This window comes from Mesorhizobium sp. M1004, assembly GCF_040318795.1.
GTDB lineage: Bacteria > Pseudomonadota > Alphaproteobacteria > Rhizobiales > Rhizobiaceae > Mesorhizobium.
Genome location: NZ_JAMYNB010000006.1, coordinates 223,780 through 239,926, shown reverse-complemented (window position 1 = coordinate 239,926; position 16,147 = coordinate 223,780). Strand labels below are relative to the sequence as shown.

The window sequence follows — 16,147 nt, the reverse complement described above, 5'->3', positions numbered from 1 at the left end:
CGCACCAACGCGACGGGCGGCATCACCATGGTGACGTTTACGCCGCTGCTTGGCATGAGCGACGTGGTGCTGCGGTTCTTGACGGCGCAGGAGGTTCTCCCTTCCCCCCTTGTGGGGTGAGCAGCTGGTTCGCGAAGCGAATTCGTCGTGCCAGTGGCACGACGAAAGGCCGGCGAACGCCGGGACGCTGCGGAGCAGCGGGGACCCGGCAGGTTGGATCGGCCACCACCCGGCCCTTCGCAGGCTCAGGGCGTTCGAAGCTCGAAAAGCCAAGCAATTGGCTTTTCGTCCGCCACGCGGACCGCTTCTCACCCCACAAGGGGAGAAGGTAAGAACCGCCACGCCCGGCGCAAATATCGTGCGCGGACAACATCATACGACATTACTTTGAATCAGTTCGGCAGGCTCTACGTCCTGTCACGTCGCTATCTTGACCTCGAGATCAGCGGTGCCTCAGGCGATTGCCGGCAATGATGATTGCCATACGGCGTGGTGCGATATCTGGTTGTGCTCGATGCAATCGGTTGCCAGTTTGCTGATTTCAGGATCGGCGGACGCCTGCGCCCATTCGACGAACGCGTCAACAACGACCAACCTCGCCCGGCTGGCCAGCCCCAGGCCGTAACGGCGCACTACCGGCTCTGAATGGTCGAGCATCGCACGGATCATGCCTGATGCATCATCTCGCCATTGCCCGGAGATATCGGCGATCGCCGAAAACGGCGTTTGCGGCCTGAGCAACGCGGCGTGCTGACGCGCAAGCTTTAACTGCCAGTCTTTTGCAAAGCGCACAAATTTGACGGCTCCCATGCGTACACCATCGTGATAATCATCAAGGGCAAACAACGCCTGCGCGAGATGCTGACCATCGTTCCGCGTACTGCATCGCAAGATAGACTCCACGGCATCGAAGCGCGTGCGCGGGTTGCTGTCCCCAAGCAGCGCGGCCAGCTCACCCACCATCGAACTTATGTTCTGGTTTTGAAAGGTGGCAATAAACGCACCCGCCGCTCGCGTCTCAGCATTGGCAGAGGTCAGCAGGAGACGAAGGCTTTCCAACGGCACCGTCTTGCCGAGCTCGCCGAGAAGGTCGTTGGCAAGCGCGCCATCGTCATCATGCGGGGACGACAGCCGCCGCTCCAGCATCTCCTGACCTGTCATGGCATTTGTCGATTTGCCGAGTGGCAGCAGGATCTTACCGCCTTCGCTGAAAAAAAGATGAGCAACCTCGCTGTCCTCGGCGGACAGGCGCATCGCCTCGAATAGATCTGTCATGGCAAAGAGTGGCTGTCCCACCCGCGTAGAGTACAGGCCGCGCAGCATGCACCAGCCCAGACGCATCGATGTCGCCGATGCACGGCAAGACCTACCGCATAAAGCGATAAAGGAAAAGATGAGAGCGAAGCTTTCCCGTTTCGGCGCGTTGCGGAATCGCGAACCGCGACTAGACTGGTGGCCAGGTTGTCGAGGAACCAAGTCCATGAACAGGCGGCAGGTATTGACAGGCGGTTTGTCGTCGCTTGTCGTGTCGCCGGCGGGTGGTGCTGAGGTATCAAAGCCCCAGGTGCCCAAATGGCGACCCTCGTTTTCACAACCCATCGATCGCATCGAGGAACGGTTCGGCTATTACTTCGACAGAGGCCGTGACTTTGCCATCCTTGAAAACGGCACCTGCGTGCTGACGGAAGCCGGCCTGTCCGATGAGGCGGCAGCCATGGCCGCCATCCAAACGCTTGCCATGATTTACAACTATCACCCGGACATGAAGCCGTCCGACATGGATGATGGCAACGTGCTGGTCAGCTACAATCATCCAGCCTTCAATGTCGTGCTTTCCGACGTTGCGAATGCGCATTGGCAAGAGATCGAGGCCCGCCACCAGGATGGGCTGGCTACGGGCGAGGTGCTGATCACGCCGCTGGGGCAGAATGTGTTCGATGAGCTCGGCAAAAAGGCGCTGCTTGGCAGGTGCTACATGTTCATGGATGCGCAGGCGCCAAAGGTGATCCGCATCAAACCCAGTTGATAAGTCGAATCAGGGGTATTTGGTGCCGGCAAGTTGCCTGGCACGACCTTCGGCGGTTGGCGATTTGCGCGTTAATGGGCCGCACAATATTTTCTCTCGACCGGTATACTGATATATATAGAGCATACAGGATTGATTGGGAGTGTCGGGGACGCAGACCTCGCGTTTGAACCCTGTTCCTGGATCGGTACGGGTTCTGCAGATTTTTTTACTCGTATCGTAAGGAACATTCGCCTGGCTGGTGCATGCCGATGCACTGGCGGCAATGGCGACAACGATTGCAATCCGAATCATGTGTTCCCCCAAGTCTTGGGTCAGCTTCGCATTGATGAGCGGTGGTATCAATGGCCACACTCTATTGGAGCATGCTTGCATGACCCGTCACGTCACCTTCATGACCATAGACGACGTCGAACACTATTCGCCGGACGAGCGTGCCGCGATCATCGCCGCCTATCCCGAACATGAGCGCGAAGCGAGGGCCAAGGGCATTCCGGTGCTGGGCTCCGGCCGCATCTTTCCGATTGCCGAGGAGCTGATCGCCTGCGAGCCGTTCCGGCTGCCGCGCTACTGGCCGCGGATCGGCGCCCTCGATTTCGGCTGGGACCATCCGTCGGCCGCCGTCGAGCTGGCCTGGGATACGGAGGCTGATATCGTTTACGTCACCAAAGCAGCCAGGGCCTCGCAGCAGACGCCGGCGATGCAGGTGCTGGCGCTGAAGCCATGGGGCGAATGGCTGCCCTGGGCCTGGCCGCGCGACGGCCGCCGCGAGACGCTGGAAGGGGCGGGCACGGCGCTCGCCAGGCAATATGCCGCCCACGGCTTGAACATGCTCACCGGCCACGCCCGCTTTGCCGACGGCTCGGTCTCGGTCGAGGCCGGGCTGATGGAAATGCTCGACCGCATGCAGTCCGGCCGCTTCAAGGTGTTCTCGTCGCTGCTGCCCTGGTTCGAGGAATTTCGGCTTTACCATCGCAAGGACGGCAAGGTGGTGAAACTGCGCGACGATTTGATGGCCGCGACGCGCTACCGCAAACTGACGCTCGCCTATGTCAGTGGCGCCGGCACTTTGCCGACGACGGCCAACGGCATCTGGCTGATGTTCGACCGGGCCGGCGACAGAGGCGCCGACGGGACGGGAGTAGGAGATTTTTTGGGGCCTGCGTCTTCGGCAACCGACAATATTGTCACTTTCGCGGGCACGACGGGCAAGGTGGGGAAGGATAGTGGGATCGCGGTGTCCAGCCTGGCGCCGAAGGCCAGCCCGACATTCACCGGGACGCCAACGGGGCCGACCGCAGCGCCTGGAACGAATACCACGCAGTTGGCTACAACGGGGTTCGTCAAGGCTGGGTTGGATCTGAAACTTGATAGCCGTTCCAACCTTGGTGTCGTCGCGCAGACGATCACCGATTGGAACAACGCCCTGGACAATGGCTGGTATATGGCCTCGGCGGCGGCTAATGCGCCGGACGGCGTAAACTGGTTCCTGGGGTTTGTGGAAGCGCACGGCAGCACTGGCTACCGGACGCAGACGGTGCATGATTTCGTCAACGACACTACGGCGGCAGACCAAAAGCTATGGCGGCGCAGGCAGGCTGGCGGTGCCTGGGAGGATGGATCAAGCTGCAATGGTCGCAGGCCGAACAGGATGCACGCTATGTCCAGTCGTCCACGGCGTTGCTTCAGAAGTTTTATGAAAGCCCGCAACAGACCATCACATCCGGCGGGTCGCTGACGTTGGCTCATGGGCTGGGGGTGAAGCCGAAAAAATTACCTTGCATTCTTACAGTGCACCACTGCTGAGGGTGGCTATTCTGTTGGAGACGAAGAACCTGTCTCGATTGGATCGCACGAAGCAAGCACCAATCGAGGCCTAAGTGTCGTTCCCGATGCCACAAATATGGTCGTTAGATTTGGGTCCCAGGCTTCTAGTGCCGTTCAGATTACACGCAAAGACACTGGTGGATTTCTAAATATTACTAATGCAAGCTGGCGGCTTGTCATTAGGGCATGGGCCTAGCATAAATTCGAGTTAATTCTTCAAAAGAAAGATCAAAGGGCCGCTCTCTCTTTCCGAGATATGGCGTCTGCCCAATCCACCACCGAATCTCAATAAGCCTCGGCTATTTTCGTCGTCGAATCGCTTCTTGATCACCTTTGCCGGAATTCTTCCTAAAACTGCATACGGAGGTGCATCTTCGATCACCATCGCAGCGGCGACGACGGCAATGGTGCCGTCGCTCGATTCGCCGTTCCGATCTCCTTTCCGGCCGACGCCACCAAATACCGCCCCGCCAAGGTCTCCAGCGACGTTGTCTCGATGATCGACGCCTAACCGCAAGCAGCTTCGCAAATCGACAACCTGCCTTTCGCGGGCAGAAAGGAAAATCCCAATGGACCGCAACTTCGCGCGGGCGCTTGCGCTCGTCCTCAAATCGGAAGGCGGCTGGTCTGACAATCCGGCCGATCCCGGCGGCGCTACCGTGAAGGGCGTGACGCTGGCCAATTTCCGCCGCTACGTGAAGGCGGATGCGACGAAGGACGACCTTCACCATATCGGGTGCTCAGGTGGCGAAGGTCTATCGCCGCTTCTATTGGGATGCCGTTGCCGGCGCCGAGCTTCCCGGCGGTGTCGACTATGCCGTCTTCGACTTCGCCGTGAACAGTGGGCCGGGCAGGGCGGCTAAATATCTGCAGGCGGCAGTTGGCACCGCACAGGACGGCAGGATCGGCCCGGCCACGCTCAAAGCTGTCGGCGCCAGGCCACCGGGCGCGGTCATCGACGATCTTTGCGATGCCCGCCTGGCATTCCTGCGGCGGCTGCCCACCTGGCCGGTTTTCGGCAAGGGTTGGAGCGATCGCATCCGGTCGGTCCGTTCCCAGGCGCTGTTGATGTTGGCCCCACCTTCGCCGGGCCCCCCGGCCCAGCCACCAGCGCTCTCGCCGAAGCCCGGCAGTGCGATGCCGGTGTCTACCGGCGGGCCGATCAGCCCCGTCGAACGCCTGCCGTTCTGGCGTGCGCTGCTTCAAATCCTGAAATCCATTTTCGCAAGGAGTTCGACATGATCGCTGTCTTCATCCGCATCGGCTTGCGTTACGGCGCCGGCGTTCTGGTGGCCCGTGGCCTGCTCGGGGCCGACGACGCTGCAGCGTTTTCCTCCGATCCTGACATTCAAGCTGGTCTGGAGATCGCCGCCGGTCTCGCCATCGCCTCGGTCACCGAGACCTGGCACTGGCTGGCCCGCCAATCCGGCTGGGAGCACTGACATGGAAGGGTTGCAACAACTGCTCATCGCCTATCTCGAAGCCGCCAAACCCTATGCTATCGGCTTTGCCGCCGGGCTTGTCGCCGGGTGGCTGCTGTGAGCGCGCTCCTCGCCGTCCTGCTTGGCAATAAAGCGCTGCTGGGCTTCCTGGCATCGGTCATCGCCGCCCTTTGCTGGGGCGTTCACCAGCGGCTGGCCGGCGCCAGGGCCGAGCGCGGCAAACAGGCGGCCGCTGAAGCCGCGGCGCGCGCGGTCGCTGAGCAGGTGCAGAACGACGTCGGCGCACTGCCGGCGGACGCTGTTCGAAAGGAGCTGAAATCATGGGCAAGGGACTGATGCTTGCGCTGCTTGTGGCGCTTGCCGGGTGCACGACTGCTTCGGGCGGCTTCTGCGCGATTTCGAGCCCGCTGCGCCTGTCGGCCGAAGCCGTCGACGTCCTGTCGGACGCCGAGGCGAGAGCGCTCCTGGCGCACAACCGCAAGGGACAAAAGCTCTGCGGATGGAGGCCTTAGCCGATGCACGACCTCTTCGACATGCTCGGCATCAAGGGGCCGGTCGTCGCCGCCGGGCTAGCTGGCGGCGTGCTGCGAGCACTGTCGCGCCATCGCTACAAGCTGCGCGAGATGATTGCCTCGCCGATCTGCGGGGCGCTGGCGGCTGCGTATCTGACGCTGCCTGCCGTCGCCTGGTTCAGGGCAACCGGCATGCCTATCCCCGATCCGGCCGACGACACCACGACGCTCGCCGCCGCCTTTTTGATCGGCGTCTCGGCCATGTGGATTTCCGACATCGTCTTCGAGGTCATCGTGCGGCGGTTCGGCTCGGCCGGCAACGAGTGATGCACTTGAGATGCTGGAAGAAGCCGGCGACAATGCCTACCTAAGGAGCAATCCAATGGAGGTATGATATGGCGACGTCCACCGAACGTGCAGTCCTTGCCGGCGGCTGTTTCTGGGGCATGCAGGATTTGATCCGGCGCTGTCCCGGCGTGATCTCTACCCGCGTCGGCTATAGCGGTGGCGATGTGCCCAACGCCACGTATCGCAACCACGGCAGCCATGCCGAAGCCATCGAGATCGTTTTCGATCCGGCCAGGATCAGCTTTCGCACATTGCTCGAATCCTTTTTCCAGATCCACGATCCGACCACCAGGAACCGCCAGGGCAACGATGTCGGAATGAGCTATCGCTCGGCGATCTTCTACACCAGCGACGAGCAGAAGCGCGTCGCCGAAGACACCATCGCCGATGTCGATGCCTCTGGACTGTGGCCGGGCAAGGTCGTCACCGAGCTTGCGCCGGCGGGCGATTTCTGGGAGGCGGAGCCAGAGCATCAGGACTATCTCGAGAAATACCCCAACGGCTATACCTGCCACTTTGTCAGGCCGGGCTGGAAGCTTCCGGTCCGCGAAAAGGCTGTTTCGTAACGCAGCCGCTATCGTCTGCTTATCTGGCGGTCGAACTATTCTTCCGCGCGATCGGTATGCCGGCCGCCTCGTAGAGGTGGCCGTGCTCGGGCTGCCCATAGACGAACGCGCCGTGGACGGGTTTGTCGTCGACCTCAGAGTCTGAGAACGCGACGGCCTCGATCTTCTTTGTTCCGGTCAGGCTCTGGTTTCGAAGATAGGCGAAGGTTCGCACCGCTTCTCCAACAATTCGATCGAGAAACGGCTTTGGCCGCCTCCCGGGCCGTCGCACGAGGCTTGGAAAGCGCTCTCGTCCCGAAACAAAATGGTGCTGTGCGCAAAGCGCCAGCATGATCTGATAGATTCGGTTGAGCGAGCAGGTCATGAATCCTGGGTGAAAAAGAACGAAGTCGACCTCTCCTCTCAGATGGCATGGTCCTGCGCAGCAATCTTTGCGCTGCCGATCTGGAGAGGACATAGCCTGCGGCGCCCGCGTGCAGCCCATAAAGTCTGGCAAGCGAAAACCCATCATCGAGAGCGACTTCCTTGCGTCCGACCCTCACTTTGGCAAAATGCGTTTCCAGCTTGATCACATCGGCATCGCGTGGCACCCATCGATCGGAAGCAAGCAGCGAGCCGGCGCCAGCGCCGAAAACGACGTCGTCCTCGAAAACCGCGCCATATTGATCCGCGCCGTTCGCAACGATCTCCCAACACGAGCGGTGGCTCAGGAAACAGCAAACCTCAGCAGCGCTCAGCGGGCTTTTGGCGACAGAGCAGCAATCGGGGCAATCAATGGCGGAGACACGCTCAAATGGTACTCCGATCCGGCCGAACTCGGACGCGACATGCGCCAGCCGATCGCGAGAACGATCGAGATTGATCACCAGACACCTCATCGGCGCCCCCTTTGTCCGGTAATCAGTGAATATCACGTTCCCGTGATTGCACAACATATCGTGCGGGCGATGGGTAGCGGCGTACCGTGCCGCGGGTTGTTCGACTCTGGAGGTGGGTGGACATTGACGGCATGCCCCGCGCGAGGAGCGAGCTTTGCCGTGCGCCGGTGGACGAGTCGGGCTAGAATCCGAAGAATTGCCGACCGATCATGTATCCAAGCGCGACGACCACAAGGGGAAACAGGGCGGGCGTCAGCCGACCAAGAGCGGAGGTCTTTGGCTGTTGTCTGGAGATGGTCCTGGGTGCATTGCCGAGATTCTTGGTCATCCGGTATAGTAGCAAGCGCTGATTAACGATTCCGTAACCCGATCGAGGCCGCCGCGGCTTTTCGCGTTTCTGGCGCGACCTTGACAATGCCCAGCCCGTGACGCAACTGGACCGTCTTTGAGAGGATGGTGAGGCAAGGTCAATGCGGGTGACGCTCGTTTTGAAGGGCGTAATACCCTGCCGAGGTTACGGTGGGATTCAGCGTCAGGTCGAATGGCTGGCCACGGAGATGGTTCGCCTCGGACACGATGTCGTGGTGATCGCTGGCCCTGGCTCCAGCCACCCGCTCTTCGAGGTCCGGCACGCTTCGACCGATGCCGAATGCCGGGCAGCCATTCCGCGCGACACGCAAATCGTCCACACCCATAGTTGGCCCGTCGAGGTGCCATTTCCAACGCTGAATACGCAGCGCGGCTTTATGCCGGACCAGCCCATGCCAGTTGCGAACTGGAGCTTTATCAGCGCCAATCATGCCCGCCAGCATGGGCGCGAGACATTCGTCTACAATGGCTTTCCGGTGGACGCCTATCGTTTGTCGGCTGCAAAGGGCGACCGCCTGCTATTTCTCGCCGGCATTGCACGATCAAGCAAAGGCCTCAACCGCGCCGTCGATCTCGCCAAAAAATTCGATTTCGGTCTCGATATCGCCGGTGGCTCGCGTTGGAAACTGCTGGGCCGAAGTCAGACCCGCCGCGAAGGGTTGTTTTTCAAGAGCCTTGGCAGGCGATACCGTTTCCACGGAATCGTTGACGGCGAGCCGAAGCTTCGCCTTCTCGGCGAAGCGCGAGCCTTCCTCAACCCCATCGCCTGGGAGGAGCCGTTCGGCAACGCACCGGTCGAAGCCATGTTGTGCGGCACTCCGGTGCTGACGACGACGCGAGGCGCATTGCCCGAGACGGTCGATGCCGACAGCGGGCGCTTCTTTGAGACCGATGAAGAATTTGCGGCCGCTTTCGAGGCCGTCGCCGACCTTACGCCTCAGCAATGCCGCGAATCGGCCGCGACGAGATTTCCCATCCAAAAAGCGGCGCGCGGCTATCTGGATCTCTATGCCCGCATCCTTGACGGCGAAGCGCTTCCTTGACGACCGGCGATCCAATCCTCTTCGTCGGCTTCCCCGCGGTCGGCGACTTCGTCCGTTGCCATTCTGCCATCCAGATCATCGCTGCGCGATTTCCTGATCGCCCCATAGATGTCGTCACCTCGCCTGTCGCAGCGCCGCTGGCGCGCCTGATGCCGCATGTCAGGAAGGGCTGGGCGCTTGCCAAGCGTCATCAGCGCCCCGGTTTTGGCGAGCGCAGCCGCCTGGTTGGTGAGTTGCGCAAGGAAAATTACCGTACGGCCTATCTGATGACCAGCAGCACCAAGGCGGCGCTGATGGCGTTCATGGCCGGAATAGAGGAGCGCATCGGCTATCCGCAGGAGTTGCAATTCGGCCTCCTCAATCGCTTCCCCGCCGGCTGGTTGGCGCATCTATGGGCCTTCGGACCCCGCAAGACGCGGCTCTTCGAGGAGGTCTGCTCGATTGCCTCGCTTGGCGAAAAGCCGGCTGCGGGCGCAGAGTGGCCGGCGCCCCGGCTTGTGGTCGATCCGGCCGAGTTGGACGATTGGCGCCAGCACAAGAAGATCGATGCCGGCCGACCGGCCCTGGCGCTCTATACTGCCGACATTGAGAATTTCCGCTCATGGCCCGTCGAGCGCTTCATTTCGATCGCCAGAGACCATCATGATCGCGGCTGGGCAATCTGGATTGTAGGCGGACCGCGCGAGCACGCCGGTGCCGCAAAAATCCGCGCCGCCATTCCTGAGGCAATCGACTTCACCTCGACCCCGTCGATTGCTGACGCGATGTGCCAGATCGCTGCGTCGACCATGTTCCTCGGGGTTGATGGCGGGATTTCCCACGCCGCCGCTGCCCTGAACGTCCCATGCGCGCTTATCTACGGGCTGAATCGCCCCTATGTGCATGGGCCCGTAAACAACCATGTTCGCTTTATCGAACCACCGCTTTCGACGCCCAGCTGGGTCAAGGACACGCGGGGCATCAGCGAAACTCGGGTGAGGGAGGCTCTGGCTGACATCTCAGCCGGTATCGCCAACTGACCAATGGTCTCGCCGGCCCCAGGCGTCTGGTTAAAAACGCCCGTGGGGGCAACCGTCGCCGCGTTTCGGTTACCCCATGGCCCTGCGGCTTTCGGGCTCGTGATTGCCGACCCAATGTGCACGGATGCGGTCGCTGGCTTCAAGGTAGGCCATGTCGATGAGATAAGTCAGAAGCTTCTCGCCGTCGGCTTCGGCTTTTTGCCTAAGCTCCCGCAGTATCCCTTGCGCGAACTGCAGGTTCTCCATTTTGCTCGGCTGGTCCATCGGTGCTCCCCCAACGTCTGCGTATGAACTTTGCGCTGGCTATGCTTGCATGAAGATTGCCGTGAAGTGGATATTGCACGTGCGGACCGCGATCCTGCGAAGGCGCTGGCTGCATGAAAGCCGCCCCATCCGGCTTCAAGATTCGCTACACTATTTGACGGAAAGAAATAAACAAAGCGTTCTTTTGTACAAGACAGGAAGATTCCTTCAGTTCACACCACGAGATACTTGGACAGCATAGTTGACGTAACGATATTGCGTGGCCTTAGGCTCTCGTTTCGAAACAAAACGTAGCATCGTTGCAACCACAAGACGAATTCCAGCTGACCGGGGCCGCTCCGTAGTCAATCGCCGGTTACAAACGGCACCGGGTCTCAGCGCAGGGCTTTGGCCAACCCATCGTTCCACGGCAGCGCAGGCCGGATGATCTACCGCCCGCCTTGGCTTGACGCCAAGGCGGGCTTTTTGCGTTTGGCTTCTACCGGGTGAAATGTTGTCGGACCCGGTCCTGTCGGCATCGGGCGGTTTCGAGAATGAATTTCCTGCCTGCCGGCTTTCTGCGCCGCTCGCGCTAGGCCGACTTGCGTTGCGGCAAGCTAGACGGCGTCTCGACACCGTCAGAAATCGGTTCGGCTGTCCGGTTTGTCGGCTCGTCATCGACCCGGTCGTGCTCGAATTGCCGGGCGGCAGGCAAGGGTTGCAACCAGTGCTCACGGCGATTGACCCAGAGTTCATAGCTGGGCTCCAGCCCTTCGGTGGGCACCTCATCGAGGCTGCCAATCGTCACTTCCACCTCATTCTCACGAACCAAAGGGACCCGGCCGCCGCAGGTGGGACAAAAACTTCTGTCGCCGTAGCTATTGACGATACCCGTCGTTTCGAACGCCTCGAGCGGCCACACTGCAAACGCCGAAAAAGCCGACCCGCTAGCCTTGCGGCAGTCCTTGCAATGGCAAAGGCCAATCCGAAAGGGATCTCCCGTCACCCAAAACTGGATGCCGCCGCACAGGCAGCTGCCGCTCCGCCTTGTATCATTGGGCATGACCGCTCCTCCATCTGGTTGGGCATCACACCGCTACATCTTGCAGCGCCATGCGCACAATCAATTCACGCGCGGCGCAACGGTTCCATGTCGCCTCGCGCAATGCATTGTCTGGACCCGGCAGCGCCATGGCGACGACCGCCGCAAGGCTGCTGGATATGTCAGTTCGGGAAATCGAATACCGGTTCCCGGCACCAATAGACACGGCACTGGCCATCACGTGTCGGAACGGAGGCAGCGACCGGCACCTCCGGCCAGTCGCACTCGTTGCCGTATTGGCGGACATAGCGATCATAAGTATTCCGGCCGGTCGTCAACACCGCCGAGTGATGGCTCTGGATGAGGCGCTGCGTCTCCTCGCAGGTCATCGAACGCGTGTCGGGTCGGGCGTAGGCCGTGCTTGTTGCGGCAAACAACGCCGTTCCGATGATCCATGCGATTGTTTGGGATGTCATGGCGACCCTTATCCTAAAATACGGCCAGGTATTTCAACAGCGAAATAATGCCGATAATGATGACAACGATCTGCGCGATCTGCCTCGTGCGGCCATCGAGCGGCAGACGCTGGACGAGATAGAGCACCAGGATGATCACCAGGAAAGTGATCAGAATGCCGATAAGTACCGATGAAGCCATGTCCCTCACTCCGTCTGGCTACGTCTGAGAAGAGTACGCAGCGGCAAACGCTCTGGCCATAGATTGGTTCCTGTCGATGCGAAGCCGCCGGCGCAACGTAAAGGCTGCGAAACAGCGTTCCGCGGCCTTTGAAGCTGAACGCCGATCAGGGCCTGTTTGCCGCACGGTTGTCGTTTACCGTCGGCGACACCGTTTCCAGGCGACTTGTTGCTGGCGTCAGGCGAGCTAACGGGAGAACCGCCTCGGGTTGACGGGGTTCCGACAAAAACGGCCTGAGTTGCGCTTCGTTGTCGACATTTGCGCGAGCCCTGAGATCCGGCGCCGCCCGGCGGGTGATCGCTTTTTCGCAGGAGAACAATTGCCGTCCCAAGGGGACGACGGGAACCGAAACCTCGCACGTGCATCTCAGCTACCGCGGAACGGGCAAATCGAGCAGGTGGGAATTTGGGGTAGGGGAATACGTCATCCAAACATGCGGGGATTGGAATCCCTGGAATTTGGGGAACAAGGCGTTGTCTGGACGCTCAAGGCGCCGCTGCGCTCGGTCCAAATCTCTCTCGCGGATTTTTGTCGATTGAAAGAGCGGGTCGCGCCTTAGGACAATCCCAGCAGGGGAGCGGGTTGGCCGCCTGTGGTGTCGGAATTGCCGATGCCAGGCAGTTCGTGCTTATCGTCGGCAAGCGAAGTCAATCTCCCCGCCTCGACGGAGGTCAGTCCGTCCAACTCCATCACCGCGCCGTAGAGTTGGGCCGTCTGCATCACAAGCCGCTCGACATCTTCAAGGGCGACGTTCTCGTCCAGGTTACGCAATCGTATGTCCTCGGCAACCACCGCAATATTGACCATTCCGCGCGAGCGAAGCGCGCCCAGGACCCGTGAATTGAGATCCTCCCGTAGCCGAGCCGAATATCCGTAGCGCATGGAAACCTTCCTTTCAGGAGCCGGTTGTCCCGTCGTGATCAAGATGCGCCAACGACCTTCAGATGGCAAGAAGAATATAAAAAATTCTCAAGTAAATCAAGTAGTTAGCAGATTGCGCGGGTTGTGCTATCGGCGTGTCTCCCTCATCGTTGGTCTTGTATGTGAGTCACCCATCAGCCTCTCTTGACGCGCTGCACGGGGACCCCTAGCTATACTGCAATTGAGACACATACTAACTCACCATATTTTTGGTCTTGACGGTTGGAGGCGCGAATGGCCGAGCTGGAACGACCCGAGCGACTGCAGATCATGCTGACAGCCGAGGAATTGGCTGCCTTGGAAAACTGGCGCTTCGAAAAGCGCATGCCAAGCCGGTCCGCGGCAGTGCGGGAACTGCTGCGGCGCGGCCTGGATGCGGATGGATTCCTGACTGCGGGACAAGGAACAAAGTCTCAGGACTTTGGAATTCTGGGCAGCAGTGTGACTGGCGACGGCCAGTCGGGCGAGTAATCCGACGGCGGTTAGCCAACAATCGCTTTTTCTGGAAGTGCCGCTACCAATTATTGCGGTGGCGGAAACGCAAAGCGGGTCGGCTCTCGGCAGGGTACTGGCTCTCAGCAGGGTACTCTTGGCGTGTGGTTGCAAAGCCCGCTCCGGTCCGCCGGAGCGGGCTTTTTGCGTTTTCCCGACAGGAAATAGTCGCGATCGCTTTCAGATACGCTCAAGGTTCTCTTCGCACTCCATGCACGCGACGCTGTGACCGGGGCAACTGAGCTGGTGTGTTCCTCCGGGGCAGCAATGGCCGTTCGAGCTCGCCCACCGGGCACAGACAAACACCTTGCGGGTTCCGTGGCATTGTGGACATTCCATCGGGCGGGCCAGCAGAGCCTCGTTCTCCGAGACACGGCATTCCCTCTCAAGAACCTGGACCATCTGAAACCCCAAGGCCGAAATATGGCTAAGGTATCCATACCCGGAAAGCCTAAATTAGAGTTTAATTACATAAGCCACGAGCCTACCGAGGGGGAAGTTTCGCGGATGGCAATCTCAGGCCACCGGCAGTCCGCCGCGCGTGTCTCGTTCCCAATTTCGGCCGTCTCAAGGTCAAGCTCCGGTTGCTCCCGGCATCGGTCAACCCGCGATTTTGCCCACCGATTTTCGCATTCGGATCGTTATAGGCTTTCGCTTTGCTGGAGCGGCGTTAAAGCTGCCCGGCAAATGCCTGGGCGGGAACAGTCCGTTCCTGCGTCGGTTCGTTTTGGACAAGGATGTCTGCCAATGACATTGATGGGCGCAGCGGCACTTTTGATCCTTGTCCTGACTTATGCCGGCGTCGCAATCGGGCGTATTCCAGGCCTCCGTCTCGACCGGGCAGGGATCGCCTTGCTGGGGGGGGCGGCGATGATCGCCATCGGCGCACTCAGTATGGAAGATGCCTATCGCGCCATCAATTTCGACACCATTACGCTGCTGCTCGGCATGATGATCGTGGTGGCGCATCTGAAGGTGTCCGGCGCCTTCCGGGCGCTTGGCGCCTATGCTATCGAGCATGCGCACGCGCCTTTCGTGCTGCTGGTGATGGTGACGCTGTTGACCGGCGTGTTGTCGGCGTTCCTGGTCAACGACGCCATCTGCCTGGTCATGGCGCCGATCGTCGTCCACGTCACCCGTGTCATCAATCGCAATCCCATTCCCTATCTGATCGCCACCGCCACCGCGTCCAACTGCGGTAGCGTCGCTACCATCACCGGCAACCCGCAGAACATGGTCATCGGCGCGCTGTCGGGAATTTCCTACCCAGCCTTTTCGGCCGCCCTGGCGCCGGTTGCCCTCTTCGGCCTCGTCGCGGTCATCGTCATCGTGCGCATCGTCTACCGCGCCGAATTCGCCCGCACCGCCGATCTCAACCCGGAAGTCTATCGCGGCCGCATGCTGCCGGGACAGGTGCTGAAGGCGGTGGTTGTCTGCATCGGCCTGGCCATCGCCTTCTTCGCCGGCGTTCCGGTTGCCAAGGCAGCGCTCATCGGCGGCGCCATCCTGTTGCTCACCCGCGCCATCAAGCCGGCGCGCATCTACCGCGAGATCGACGGTCCGCTGCTGTTCATGTTCGCCGGCCTGTTCATCGTTGTCGCCGGCGCCGACAAGACGCTGCTGACGCCCGACATCATCGCCTCGGCCAAGAACCTAGGGCTGGACGACGTCTGGCGGCTATCGGGCTTCACCGCGATGCTCTCCAACATCATGAGCAATGTTCCGGCCGTGCTGGCGCTGCGGCCATTCATACCCGGCCTTGAAAACCCCGGGCGTGCCTGGCTGGTGGTGGCGATGAGCTCGACGCTGGCCGGCAACTTCACCTTGCTTGGCTCAGTCGCCAACCTGATCGTCGCCGAACAGGCGCGGGCGGCCGGCACGCAGCTGTCCTTCTCAGCCTTCTTCAAGGTCGGCCTGCCACTGACGCTGCTGACCCTTGCAGTCGGGACGGCATGGCTGGCGGCTGGATTCTAGAGCAATTCCAGGAAAAAGTGTGAAGCGGTTTTTCGGTCCGGAATTGCGTCGAAACAAAGAGATAGCGTGTTTCGCCGCCTCCACTAAACGGTGAACGCTCTAGCGGATAGTCGCCGATCCTGACCTTGCCCGAACCAGCGTTGCAGCTGCATGTCCGGCGGCCTTGACATAGTCGGGGTTGCGGTGGATCAGCATGATCGAGAACGCGCCGTCCATCAAAAGCACGATTTCGCGCGCCAGGGTCTGCGGCTCGTCGACTCCGTGGCCTGTGAGTTCGCCGGCCAGCCAGGTCTCGAAATTCTGCTTATGCCGCGCCCCCGCTTTAACGGCCGGGTGTCCGGGCATGGAAGCGAGTTCGGCTGCCGTGCGCAGAAAGCCGCAGCCTCTCCATTTCGGGTGCTTCGCCACGCGCGCCAGATTGGTGAAAATCGCCTCGACCTTGCGCTCGACATCGCCTTCGGCCGTCTCGAACCAGCCGGCCATCTGCTTGAGGTTCGGCTGGTCGCGACCGTCGAGATAGGCCGCGATCAAATCGTCCTTGCTCTTGAAATGATAGTAGAGCGTGCGCTTGGTCAGCCCGGCTTTTTCCGCCACTGCATCGACGCTGACGCGGCCGATCCCCTCGGCATAGAACAGCTTCGTTGCGGCATCGACAATGCGTTTGCGGGTAGGGCTTAGTGCTTCGCTCATACGCAAGTATACCGACTAGTGAATATACATACAACCGAAAGCCTGATCCTCTCCGTCGA

The 16,147-nt window shown here is 60.5% G+C and carries 20 protein-coding genes and 1 pseudogene; 12 read left to right on the top strand and 9 right to left on the bottom strand.

Annotation, left to right across the window (positions count from 1 at the left end; all coding sequences use genetic code 11):
- Nucleotides 1–453: 453 nt before the first annotated feature.
- Nucleotides 454–1,341 carry a HEAT repeat domain-containing protein gene (locus tag NKH54_RS15075; protein WP_353028484.1) on the bottom strand — a complete coding sequence of 296 codons (888 nt, stop codon included), beginning with the start codon at nucleotides 1,339–1,341 and terminating at the stop codon, nucleotides 454–456.
- A 139-nt stretch (nucleotides 1,342–1,480) separates the two neighbouring features.
- Here NKH54_RS15075 and NKH54_RS15070 point away from each other — a divergent pair, with 139 nt between their 5' ends.
- Nucleotides 1,481–2,026, top strand: a complete 546-nt coding sequence (locus NKH54_RS15070) for a hypothetical protein (protein WP_023734733.1) — start codon at nucleotides 1,481–1,483, stop codon at nucleotides 2,024–2,026.
- 373 nt (nucleotides 2,027–2,399) lie between these two features.
- Complete coding sequence (locus tag NKH54_RS15065) at nucleotides 2,400–3,764, top strand: phage terminase large subunit family protein (RefSeq protein WP_353028483.1); 1,365 nt, start codon at nucleotides 2,400–2,402, stop codon at nucleotides 3,762–3,764.
- Between the two features lie 297 nt (nucleotides 3,765–4,061).
- On the opposite strand, the gene NKH54_RS15060 is transcribed toward NKH54_RS15065, so the two are convergent.
- A complete protein-coding gene (locus NKH54_RS15060; protein WP_353028546.1) occupies nucleotides 4,062–4,535 on the bottom strand; it encodes an LbetaH domain-containing protein in 474 nt (157 codons plus the stop codon).
- On the opposite strand from NKH54_RS15060, the pseudogene NKH54_RS15055 reads away from it, so the two are divergent.
- The 6 genes and pseudogenes from NKH54_RS15055 (at nucleotide 4,423) to msrA (ending at nucleotide 6,721) form a co-directional block, all read left to right on the top strand.
- Nucleotides 4,423–5,095: pseudogene (locus NKH54_RS15055) on the top strand (glycoside hydrolase family 108 protein). The gene NKH54_RS15060 and the pseudogene NKH54_RS15055 overlap by 113 nt on opposite strands.
- On the top strand, nucleotides 5,092–5,295 hold the full coding sequence (locus NKH54_RS15050) for a Pam3-gp28 family putative phage holin (protein WP_353028482.1): 204 nt from the start codon (nucleotides 5,092–5,094) through the stop codon (nucleotides 5,293–5,295). Before NKH54_RS15055 ends, NKH54_RS15050 begins: the two are co-directional and overlap by 4 nt.
- A gap of 96 nt (nucleotides 5,296–5,391) precedes the next feature.
- Entirely contained in the window at nucleotides 5,392–5,631 is a 240-nt protein-coding gene (locus NKH54_RS15045; RefSeq protein WP_353028481.1) for an ABC transporter permease, read from the top strand.
- Complete coding sequence (locus NKH54_RS15040; protein ID WP_023671459.1) at nucleotides 5,616–5,807, top strand: hypothetical protein; 192 nt, start codon at nucleotides 5,616–5,618, stop codon at nucleotides 5,805–5,807. Before NKH54_RS15045 ends, NKH54_RS15040 begins: the two co-directional genes overlap by 16 nt.
- 3 nt (nucleotides 5,808–5,810) lie before the next feature.
- A complete protein-coding gene (locus tag NKH54_RS15035) occupies nucleotides 5,811–6,134 on the top strand; it encodes a hypothetical protein (protein WP_023689880.1) in 324 nt (107 codons plus the stop codon).
- Nucleotides 6,135–6,202: 68 nt separating this feature from the next.
- Nucleotides 6,203–6,721, top strand: coding sequence for a peptide-methionine (S)-S-oxide reductase MsrA (gene msrA / locus NKH54_RS15030; protein WP_023814803.1), 519 nt, complete (start codon nucleotides 6,203–6,205; stop codon nucleotides 6,719–6,721).
- A 134-nt stretch (nucleotides 6,722–6,855) separates the two neighbouring features.
- Here the strand turns inward: msrA and NKH54_RS15025 are convergent, their stop codons facing one another.
- Nucleotides 6,856–7,599: a glycosyltransferase family 25 protein gene (locus NKH54_RS15025; protein WP_353028480.1), complete on the bottom strand. Its 744-nt coding sequence runs from the start codon at nucleotides 7,597–7,599 to the stop codon at nucleotides 6,856–6,858.
- Between the two features lie 470 nt (nucleotides 7,600–8,069).
- Here NKH54_RS15025 and NKH54_RS15020 point away from each other — a divergent pair, with 470 nt between their 5' ends.
- Together NKH54_RS15020 and waaF are read left to right on the top strand one after the other, a co-directional pair.
- Nucleotides 8,070–9,011, top strand: a complete 942-nt coding sequence (locus tag NKH54_RS15020; protein ID WP_353028479.1) for a glycosyltransferase — start codon at nucleotides 8,070–8,072, stop codon at nucleotides 9,009–9,011.
- Nucleotides 9,008–10,030, top strand: coding sequence for a lipopolysaccharide heptosyltransferase II (gene waaF, locus NKH54_RS15015; protein WP_023684344.1), 1,023 nt, complete (start codon nucleotides 9,008–9,010; stop codon nucleotides 10,028–10,030). The genes NKH54_RS15020 and waaF overlap by 4 nt, the downstream gene beginning before the upstream one ends.
- A 69-nt stretch (nucleotides 10,031–10,099) precedes the next feature.
- Here waaF and NKH54_RS15010 read toward each other — a convergent pair whose 3' ends face one another.
- The 5 genes from NKH54_RS15010 to NKH54_RS14990 all read right to left on the bottom strand — a co-directional run bounded on the left by NKH54_RS15010 (nucleotide 10,100) and on the right by NKH54_RS14990 (nucleotide 12,893).
- A complete protein-coding gene (locus NKH54_RS15010) occupies nucleotides 10,100–10,294 on the bottom strand; it encodes a hypothetical protein (RefSeq protein ID WP_023684343.1) in 195 nt (64 codons plus the stop codon).
- A 571-nt stretch (nucleotides 10,295–10,865) separates the two neighbouring features.
- Nucleotides 10,866–11,336 carry a GFA family protein gene (locus NKH54_RS15005; RefSeq protein ID WP_353028478.1) on the bottom strand — a complete coding sequence of 157 codons (471 nt, stop codon included), beginning with the start codon at nucleotides 11,334–11,336 and terminating at the stop codon, nucleotides 10,866–10,868.
- A 161-nt stretch (nucleotides 11,337–11,497) separates the two neighbouring features.
- Nucleotides 11,498–11,791, bottom strand: a complete 294-nt coding sequence (locus NKH54_RS15000; protein ID WP_352463020.1) for a hypothetical protein — start codon at nucleotides 11,789–11,791, stop codon at nucleotides 11,498–11,500.
- A gap of 13 nt (nucleotides 11,792–11,804) precedes the next feature.
- Nucleotides 11,805–11,972 (bottom strand): Thivi_2564 family membrane protein, encoded by a 168-nt coding sequence (locus NKH54_RS14995; RefSeq protein WP_023694668.1) that lies wholly within the window; start codon nucleotides 11,970–11,972, stop codon nucleotides 11,805–11,807.
- A gap of 594 nt (nucleotides 11,973–12,566) precedes the next feature.
- Nucleotides 12,567–12,893 carry a hypothetical protein gene (locus NKH54_RS14990; RefSeq protein ID WP_023715176.1) on the bottom strand — a complete coding sequence of 109 codons (327 nt, stop codon included), beginning with the start codon at nucleotides 12,891–12,893 and terminating at the stop codon, nucleotides 12,567–12,569.
- 273 nt (nucleotides 12,894–13,166) lie between these two features.
- On the opposite strand from NKH54_RS14990, the gene NKH54_RS14985 reads away from it, so the two are divergent.
- Nucleotides 13,167–13,403, top strand: a complete 237-nt coding sequence (locus NKH54_RS14985) for a hypothetical protein (RefSeq protein WP_023671471.1) — start codon at nucleotides 13,167–13,169, stop codon at nucleotides 13,401–13,403.
- Between the two features lie 768 nt (nucleotides 13,404–14,171).
- Nucleotides 14,172–15,398: an anion transporter gene (locus NKH54_RS14980; protein ID WP_353028477.1), complete on the top strand. Its 1,227-nt coding sequence runs from the start codon at nucleotides 14,172–14,174 to the stop codon at nucleotides 15,396–15,398.
- Between the two features lie 99 nt (nucleotides 15,399–15,497).
- Here the strand turns inward: NKH54_RS14980 and NKH54_RS14975 are convergent, their stop codons facing one another.
- Nucleotides 15,498–16,088, bottom strand: a complete 591-nt coding sequence (locus NKH54_RS14975; RefSeq protein WP_353028476.1) for a TetR/AcrR family transcriptional regulator — start codon at nucleotides 16,086–16,088, stop codon at nucleotides 15,498–15,500.
- Nucleotides 16,089–16,147: the final 59 nt, after the last annotated feature.